This is a genomic window from uncultured Thiodictyon sp. (genome assembly GCF_903828115.1).
Lineage (GTDB): Bacteria > Pseudomonadota > Gammaproteobacteria > Chromatiales > Chromatiaceae > Thiodictyon.
This window is the reverse complement of the sequence record NZ_CAIKKU010000330.1, coordinates 1-8,318: the sequence shown is the minus strand read 5'-3', so window position 1 is coordinate 8,318 and position 8,318 is coordinate 1. Positions and strand designations below refer to the sequence as shown.

At 72.8% G+C, this 8,318-nt stretch carries 6 protein-coding genes; 5 read left to right on the top strand and 1 reads right to left on the bottom strand.

The window, feature by feature from the left end; genetic code table 11:
• Together tagH and tssJ are read left to right on the top strand one after the other, a co-directional pair.
• The coding region (gene tagH / locus QZY48_RS12115; RefSeq protein ID WP_295431112.1) for a type VI secretion system-associated FHA domain protein TagH at positions 1–1,926 on the top strand (1,926 nt) is incomplete at its 5' end.
• 189 nt (positions 1,927–2,115) lie between these two features.
• Positions 2,116–2,622, top strand: a complete 507-nt coding sequence (tssJ, locus tag QZY48_RS12110) for a type VI secretion system lipoprotein TssJ (RefSeq protein WP_295431111.1) — start codon at positions 2,116–2,118, stop codon at positions 2,620–2,622.
• On the opposite strand, the gene QZY48_RS12105 is transcribed toward tssJ, so the two are convergent.
• On the bottom strand, positions 2,603–2,731 hold the full coding sequence (locus QZY48_RS12105; protein WP_295431110.1) for a hypothetical protein: 129 nt from the start codon (positions 2,729–2,731) through the stop codon (positions 2,603–2,605). The two genes, tssJ and QZY48_RS12105, sit on opposite strands and share 20 nt — an antisense overlap.
• 128 nt (positions 2,732–2,859) lie before the next feature.
• On the opposite strand from QZY48_RS12105, the gene tssK reads away from it, so the two are divergent.
• The 3 genes from tssK to tssM form a co-directional block, all read left to right on the top strand.
• Positions 2,860–4,194, top strand: a complete 1,335-nt coding sequence (gene tssK / locus QZY48_RS12100) for a type VI secretion system baseplate subunit TssK (RefSeq protein ID WP_295431109.1) — start codon at positions 2,860–2,862, stop codon at positions 4,192–4,194.
• 3 nt (positions 4,195–4,197) lie between these two features.
• The gene (icmH, locus tag QZY48_RS12095) at positions 4,198–5,583 is read left to right on the top strand and encodes a type IVB secretion system protein IcmH/DotU (RefSeq protein ID WP_295431108.1); all 1,386 of its coding nucleotides are present in this window, start codon (positions 4,198–4,200) and stop codon (positions 5,581–5,583) included.
• Between the two features lie 172 nt (positions 5,584–5,755).
• Positions 5,756–8,318 (top strand): type VI secretion system membrane subunit TssM (gene tssM, locus QZY48_RS12090; RefSeq protein WP_295431107.1); only part of this gene is annotated, 2,563 nt, incomplete at its 3' end.

Below are 8,318 nucleotides of genomic sequence, written 5' to 3'. Positions count from 1 at the left end.
GTTGTCGTGGTCGTGGTCGTGGTCGTGGTCGTGGTCGTGGTCGTGGTCGGATTATTCGATTACGACAACGACAACGACAACGACAACGCCGCCGAGCGGCCGCGGCCAATCCCGACCTTGACCTCGGTTATACTCAAGGACCTCTTCGCCAACGCTGCAGGGCACGACATGGCGTACCGCATCACCATCGCGCGCCGGCGCGGCGCCGCACCGGCCGCCCCGACCACCCTGGCCATCGCCGTGGGGGGCTGCAGCATCGGCCGCAACCCGGACAACGACTTGTCACTGAACGACTCGGAGCGGGTCATCTCCGGCCGCCACGCACACCTGGCGCTGCGCGACGACGCCCTGTGGGTCACTGACCTGAGCACCAACGGGACCTTCCTCAATCAGAGTACGGACCGGCTGCCGGCCCATCAACCGGTGCGCCTGGCGGACGGGGACACCCTGTCCGTGGGTCCCTATGACCTGGTGATCGAGGCCGACGACGGGCGGGCGGGCGCCGCGGCCGCTGTCCACGCCGATCCATTCGAGCCCCCGGCCCCCCAGGGTCCGCCCGGAGGCCCGGGCCGCGGGGCCTCACCGGACATCCTGGACCTGCTCGAGGCGGGTAACCCCACCGATCCCACCGACCCGACCGCCCCCAGCCTGGCACCGGTGGCCCCCCGGTGCGAGCGGGCGGCGGCACCGGACCCCTTCGCCGACGCCCTGGCCCTGGACCCCTTCCTCGCCGGTGCCGCCGCCCCCGCCGCGGCGGCCCTCGCAACACCCCCGCCCACCCCGCTGGAGCGCGTCCACTTGCGCCCACCGGAGATCGGGCCGGCAGCGGCGCCTGGACCGGCGCCGGGCGGCCCGGCGGTGCCGGACGACTATGACCTGCTCGCCGACGCCCTGGGCGGTCCGGTCGCCGAGCCCGGCGCCGCGACGCCCCCCGTGGCGGCGGTACAACCTTGCCCGGCTTGGCCGAGCGCGCCGCTGACCCCGGCGGCAGAGCCCCCCGGCAGCCCCCTCACCGACCCCTTCGCGGCCTTCGCGGAGCCAGACTTTGGCGCACCAGGCCCGTTCAGCTCCCTGCCACCCGTGGCCGACCCCTTCGCGGCCGGCGCGGCAGCACCGGCGGGGCCTGAGTTGGCGCCGCCGCCGGCCCCCTCGCTGCCGCCGCCGACCGCGCCCACCGACCACTCACCGGCGCCAGTCCCGGCGCCGGACGCAAGCACCGCGCCGGACCTGGTCCCACTGCCGACCCCGCAGGCCCCGCCCGACGTCAGGCCCAGCGCGCCGGCGAGCGCCGCGGCGAACACCGGACTCGCCGCCTTCCTCGCCGGGCTGGGGACCGGCGACGCCCTGACGATCACGGACCCCGACCGGTTCCTGCACGACGCCGGCCGCCTGCTGCGGGCGCTGGCCCAGGGCCTCACCATCACTATGCAGTCGCGGGCCCAGTTCAAGAACGAGCTGCGCCTGGGGGTCACCACCATCCGCGCCGCGGACAACAACCCGTTCAAGTTCTCGGTCGACGTGGACGAGGCCCTGGAGCGGCTGCTGGTGCGCCCCGGCGGCGGCTTTCTCGGCGCGCCGGAGGCAGCCCGGGGGGCCTTCGAGGACGTCCAGGCCCACGAGATGGCCATGATCGCGGGGCTGCGGGCCGCCCTGCGGGCGCTGTTGGCGCGCTTCGAGCCGGCCGCGTTGGAGCGCTGCCTGGGCGCCGCGTCGGGGCTCGACAAGCTCTTGCCCATGGCCCGCCGGTCGCGCTACTGGGAGCTGTTCACCGAGGTCTATGACCAAGTCGCCGCCGACGCCGCGGAGGACTTCATGGAGCTGTTCGGCGACGCCTTCACCCGTGCCTACGAGGATCAGATCCAGCGCCTGATTCAGGCGCGGCGGCAGACCCCGGCGGCACCCGGCCGCGGGCGCGATCAACACTGATGTGGGTCGGCTTGATCGTCGATCGTAGGATGGGCAAAGCGCGGCGTGCCCGCCCTACGGCGTTCGCGCGACCACATCAGTCTGGATCGCACCCGCCGGCCGCCGGCGCACGAGGCGGAACAAAAATTGCCGAGCCCGCGGCCCGATCCTTGATAATCTCTGAAAACCAAGACGCGCGAGGGTGACGGCATGAACGGATCTGGACCTGGACCGCGGGCGCACCGCGCCCCGATGGCCGCGGCCATGCTGGCCGCACTGGTCGGCTGCGCGGGCAAACCGCCGCCCGCGCCGCCCAGCCCGGCGGCGGACCAGCCGCCGCAACTGCGCATCACCGTGAGCGCCGCCGCCGACGCCAATCGGGACCAGACGGGGCGGGGCCTGCCGATCGTGGTGCGGCTCTATGAACTGAAGGCCGCCGGCGACTTCGCCGGCGCCGACTTCTTCCGCCTCTATGAGCAGGAGGCCGCCGCCTTGGGCGCCACGCTGATCGCCCGCGAGGAGGTCACGCTGGCCCCGGGCCAGCGCCGACTCACGGTGCTGCCCTTGAGCCCCGCGGCCACCCACCTGGGCGTGCTCGGTGCCTTCAACGACATCGACCGGGCCGGTTGGCGCGCCCTGCAAGCCCTCGAACCCGGCCGGGACAACAGCGTTGAGGTCGAGGTCGGGGCGGCCGCGATCAATGTCCGCCGACAGTAAGTGACGAAAGTGAAACAAGGGATACCCTTGCTGTCCATATCGTTGTCGTTGTCGTTGTCGTTGTCGTAATCGAGGTTATCGTGGCGCCCCGGATTCTCTCGCACCCCAAATTGCTTCGCTTCTCGGATTGCGGCAACGATTACGATCACGACAACGATTACGAAAACGACACCGACAACGACAACGATTGTGTTTGACTTGTTCTTGACTCGTTACTAAAGGAGACCCCCCCCCCTCATGGCCCTCGACAATCGCGTCCTCTGGTCGGAGGGGCTGTTCCTGCAGCCCCACCACTTCCAGCAACACGACCGCTATCTGGAGCACCTGGTGGAGTCCCAGGCGGGGCTCGGCTGTCCCTATCCCTGGGGTCTGTCCCGGCTCACCATCGACCGTGACCTGCTGGCCCAGGGCCGTCTGGCCCTCACCCAGTGCGCCGGCCGGCTGCCCGACGGCACCCCCTTCGAGGCCCCGGCCAGCGACCCCCTGCCAACCCCCCTGCTGCTCGACCCCGAGTCCGCCGGCCAGACCATCTACCTGGCCCTGCCGCTGCGCCGCCCGGGGGCCCCGCAGAGCGGCGGCCCCGCGGCCCCGGACACCATGCTGCGCTACCGGGCCGGGGACCTGACGGTGCGTGACAACGCCCTGGGCGCCGACACCGAGACCCTGCTGGAGGTGGGCCGGCTCGATCTGCGGCTGCTGCGTGAACGCGACGCCCGCGACGGCTTCGCCTGTTGCGGGGTCGCCCGGGTCCTGGAGCGGCGCGCCGACCTGCTGGTGCAGCTCGCCGACACCTACATCCCCCCCTGCCTGGACGTGCAGGCCGCGGCGCGCCTGGCCGGCTTCCTGGAGGAGGTCACCGGGCTCCTGCACCGGCAGGCCGAGGCGCGGGCCGGGCGGGTGCGGGGGGCGGGCCGCGGCGGGGTCTCGGACTGGGCCGATTTTCTGATGCTGCAACTGATCAACCGCAGTGAGCCGGTGTCCATCCACCTGGCCCGCATCCAGGGACTGCACCCGGAGCCACTCTACCGCTTCCTGCTCGCGTTGGCCGGGGAACTGGCCACCTATGCCGGGGACACCAAACGCCCGCCGGACTTCCCCCCCTATCGCCACGACGACCTGGACGCGACCTTCACCCCGGTCATGGAGCGCCTGCGCGACTATCTGAGCCGGGAATTGGTCGAGCGGGCCATCCAGATCCCCATCCAGGAGCGCCAGTACGGCTTCCGGGTCGCGCTGGTGGCGGACCGCTCACTGCTCACCGGGGCGCGCTTCGTGCTCGCGGTCCACGCGGACATGGACTCCCAGGCCCTGCGCAACCGCTTCCCGGCCCAGTCCAAGATCGGCCCCATCGAGCGCATCACCGAGTTCGTCAAGCTGGCCCTGCCGGGGATCGGCCTGCGGCCCCTGCCCACGGCCCCGCTGGAGATCCCCTATCACGCCGGTTGCGACTATTTCGAGCTCGACCGCAGCAGCGAGTTCTGGGCGCCGGCGGCGGCCGGGGGCGGTCTCGGCCTGCACGTCGGGGGCGAGTTCCCGGGCCTGGAACTGGCCCTGTGGGCGATCCGGGAGTAAGCCTTGACCAACGACGACCCCTTTTTCGACCCCGCGGACGCCGGCGCGACCGTCATCCGCCCGAACCCCGGCGGGCGCCGGCCGGCCGGGGCGCCGCCCGGTCCCGGCCAGGGCTTCAACTCGCCCCCCAACCCACCGGCCGCGCCCTGGCCGCCGGCCCCCGCCGCGGCCAGCCGGGCGCCGCTGCCCACCCCGGCGGACAACTCCGACAACCCGCTGGTGGCCTGTGCGAGCGACCTGCTCACCGTCGCCGGGGAGCTGCGCGGGAGCGCCGCCCACCGGGACGCCGAGGGCCTGCGCGAGCGCCTGGTGGGACAGATACGCGCATTCGAGGCCTGTGCCCGGGGGCGGGGTCTGGCCGACACCCTGGTCCTGCCCGCGCGCTATGTCCTGTGCGCCCTCCTGGACGAGTCGGTCCTGGACACGCCCTGGGGCAGCCAGAGTATCTGGAGCAAGCAGGGCCTGCTGGTCAGCTTCCATAACGAGACCTGGGGCGGGGAGAAGTTCTTCGACGCGCTCGAGCGCCTGCTCGCCTACCCGGCGGGCAACCTGCACCTGCTGGAGCTGATGTACCTGTGCCTGGCCCAGGGGTTCGAGGGCCGCTACCGGGTGCGCGAGGGCGGTCGCGACCAGCTCGAGCGGGTGCGCGCCAACCTCTACCAGAGCATCCGCACCCAGCGCGGCGAGCCGGAACCCGAGCTCTCGCCGCACTGGCGGGGGGTGGCCCCCCAGCATGACCCATTGCTCGCGCAGGTGCCCCTGTGGGTCCTGTCCGCGGTCGCCGCGCTCCTGCTGCTGGGGCTCTTCGCCGCCTACACCTTTGCCCTCAGCCGCGACTCGGACCCGGTCTATCTGTCCCTGGCCGGCCTGGACCGCGGCCTGCCGGCCCCCGCGGACCGGCCGCGCCCGGCCCCGCCGCCGCCACCGCCCGAACCGGACGCGGCCACCCTGGGCACCCTGCTGCGCGACGACCTCGCGGCCGGTCGCGTCGCGGTCGTCAATGGGCCCCAGGGACAAACGCTCATCATCCGCGGCGAAGGGCTCTTCGCGTCGGCCCAGGCGCAGTTGCTCCCGGGGGTCGCGCCCCTGATCGAGCGCATCGGGGCGGCCCTGACCCAGGTGCCGGGACCGGTGCTCGTGACCGGTCACAGCGACAGCGCCCCCATCAAGTCACTGCGCTTCCCCTCCAACTGGCACCTGTCCCAGGCGCGGGCCCAGGAGGTGGCCGGACGGCTCGGGGCCATCACGCGCGACCCCGCACGCTTCAGCGCCGAGGGCCGCGCCGACAGCGAGCCGGCGGTCCCGGAGAACCCGCGCGACGCCCGCAACCGACGCGTGGAGATCAGCCTGCAGCGGCCCGGACCCCAGCCGAGGGAGCCTCAACCATGACCTTGAGCCGATGTTTGAGAAAGTACGTCAGTACGGTCGGAAAGTACGTGAGTACGTTAGTACGGGAGTACGGGGGCGTCGCGACCGGCGGAAACGTCCTCGCAGCGTACTCCCGTACTAACGTACTAACGTACTCCCGTACCAACGTACTTCCTACCCGCCGGGGCGGCCGATGAACGCCCTGTTGAGGTTTCTTACTGCCCGCTGGTTCCTCAGCCTCCTGGGGACCCTCGCCCTCGCCGCCCTGGTGTGGTTCGTGGGCCCGCTGATCGGCTTCGCCGGCACCGAGCCCTTGGGGCCGCAGTCGCGGCGCTGGTGGGTGATCGGCGCCCTCTTCGTCCTCTGGGCCCTGTGGCAGATCGGCGCGGCGCTCGTCGCGCGGCGGCGCAACCGGCGCCTGGTGGAGCAACTGGCGGGGGGTCCGGGCGCGGCGCCGGACCCGGCGGACCGGGCCGCGGCCGACGAACTCAAGACCCTGCAGGGACGCTTCGACGCGGCCCTGGCCCTGCTCAAGGGCTCCGAGGGCCGCAAGGGACTCGGGGGGCACTGGGTCTATCAGCTCCCCTGGTACCTGATCATCGGCCCGCCGGGCTGCGGCAAGACCACGGCGCTCCTCAACTCGGGGCTCAGGTTCCCGCTCGCCGAGCGCCTGGGCCAGGGCCCGGTCGGCGGCGTCGGCGGCACCCGCAACTGCGACTGGTGGTTCACGGACCAGGCGGTGTTGCTCGACACCGCCGGGCGCTATACCACCCAGGACAGCGATGCCCAGGTCGACAGCGCCGCCTGGCTGGGCTTCCTGGCGCTGCTGAAGAAGCACCGCCCGCGCCGGCCCATCAACGCCGTGCTGCTGGGGATCAGCCTGGCGGACCTGCTGCAGTGGTCGCCGGCCGAACGCGCGGCCCACGCCCAGGCGATCCGGGCGCGCGTGCAGGAGCTGTACGGCACCCTGCGCCTGCGCCTGCCGATCTATGTGCTGTTCATGAAGGCGGACCTGGTGGCCGGCTTCAGCGAGTTCTTCGCCGACCTGGGCCGCGAGGGGCGCGAGCAGGTCTGGGGTATGACCTTCCCCTTCGACCCCGCCCCGGACGCCGCACCCGGCCTGGCGGCCTATGGCGCCGAGCAGCGCGCCCTGGAGCAGCGGCTCGACCAACACCTGCTGGGGCGGCTGCAGGCGGAGCGCGACCGGCGCCGCCGCGGCCTGGTCTTGCGCTTCCCGCGCCAGTTCGGGGCCTTGGGCGAGACCGTCGACCACTTCCTCAACGACTGCCTGGACGCCACCCGCTTCGAGTCGCGCCCCCTGGTGCGCGGGGTCTATTTCACCAGCGGCACCCAGACCGGCACCCCGATCGACCGGGTGCTCGCGGCCATCGCCGCCAACTTCGGGCTGGGCCGCCAGGGCCTGGACGCCTTCCAGGGCACCGCCAAGAGCTTCTTCGTCACCCGCCTGCTGCGCGAGGTTGTGTTCCCGGAGGCCCCGCTGGCCGGGCTCGACCCGCGCCTGGAGCGCCGCCGCCGCCTGCTGAAATGGGGCGCCTATGCCGGTGCGGCCCTGCTCACGGTCAGCGCCGCCGCCGCCTGGACCCTGAGCTATCTCGGCAACCGTGCCTACATCACGGCGGTCGCCGGCCAGGTCAGCACGATCCAGACCCAGATCGACTCGCTGCGGGGCACGGGGGGGGCGACCGGGCGCGACCTGCTCGCGGTGCTGCCGGTGCTCAACGCCGCCCGGCAGATCCCCGGGGGCTACGCGGACCGCGACGCCGGCACCCCGCTCACCATGGAACTGGGGCTCGACCAGGTGGAGAAGCTCGGCCCCCAGGCGCAGCGCAGCTACCAGCGCATTCTGCACAAGACCCTGCTGCCGGCCATCACCCTCCAACTGGAGGAGCAGGTCCGCCGCGCGCTGGCCGACCCGGCCCGCCTGTACGAGGCGCTGCGCCTCTACCTGATGCTGGACGATGCGCAACACGCTGACCCGGCGGTGTTGCAGGCAGCGATCGAACGCGACTGGGCGCAACGCCTGCCGCGCGAGACCACGACCGAGCAGCGCGCCGAGCTTGCCGGTCACCTGAGCGCCTTGCTGGCCGCCAACCTCAGCCCGCTGCCGCTGGCCCTGGACGCGGAGCTGATCCGCCAGGCGCGGGAGGTCCTGACCGGGACCCGGCTCGCGCCGCGGATCTATGGCCAGTTGGAGGGCTCCGAGGCCGCTGCCGGATTGCCGGACTTCACCCTCGCCCGGGCCGGCGGGCCCCTGACCCTGAAGGTGCTGGCAAGGCGCAGCGGCAAGCCCATCAATCAGGGCATTCCGGCCCTCTATACCTATGACGGCTATCACCAGCGGTTCGACGCGGCGGTCACCGCGCTGATCGCCGCCGCCGCGCTGGAGAGCTGGGTCCTGGGTCCGCAGGGGCGCATCATCCCCGGCACCCCGCAGGCCGCGGCCCTGGCCGAGGAGGTCCGGGACCTGTATCTGCGCGACTATGTCGCACGCTGGGACGCGCTGCTGACCGACCTGTCCCTGATCCCGCCGCGGGACCTGCAGGGCGCCGCGCAGATCGCCGAGGTCCTGGCCAACCCGGCCGATTCACCCCTGCGCCGGTTGCTCGTCGCCGCCGCGCGCGAGACCGCACTCGACCGTCCGCCCGGTCCGTCCGGGGGCGGCGCGGGCGGCCTCGCGGCGGGCGTGGCCGGGACCGCGGCCGGGGCCCTGGCCGACCGGGCGGTGAACAGCGTCG

Coding starts and splice junctions, on each gene's coding strand:
- tssJ (WP_295431111.1), top strand. CDS start 2,116: ATGAACGGATCTGGACCTGGACCGCGGGCGCACCGCGCCCCGATGGCC.
- tssK (WP_295431109.1), top strand. CDS start 2,860: ATGGCCCTCGACAATCGCGTCCTCTGGTCGGAGGGGCTGTTCCTGCAG.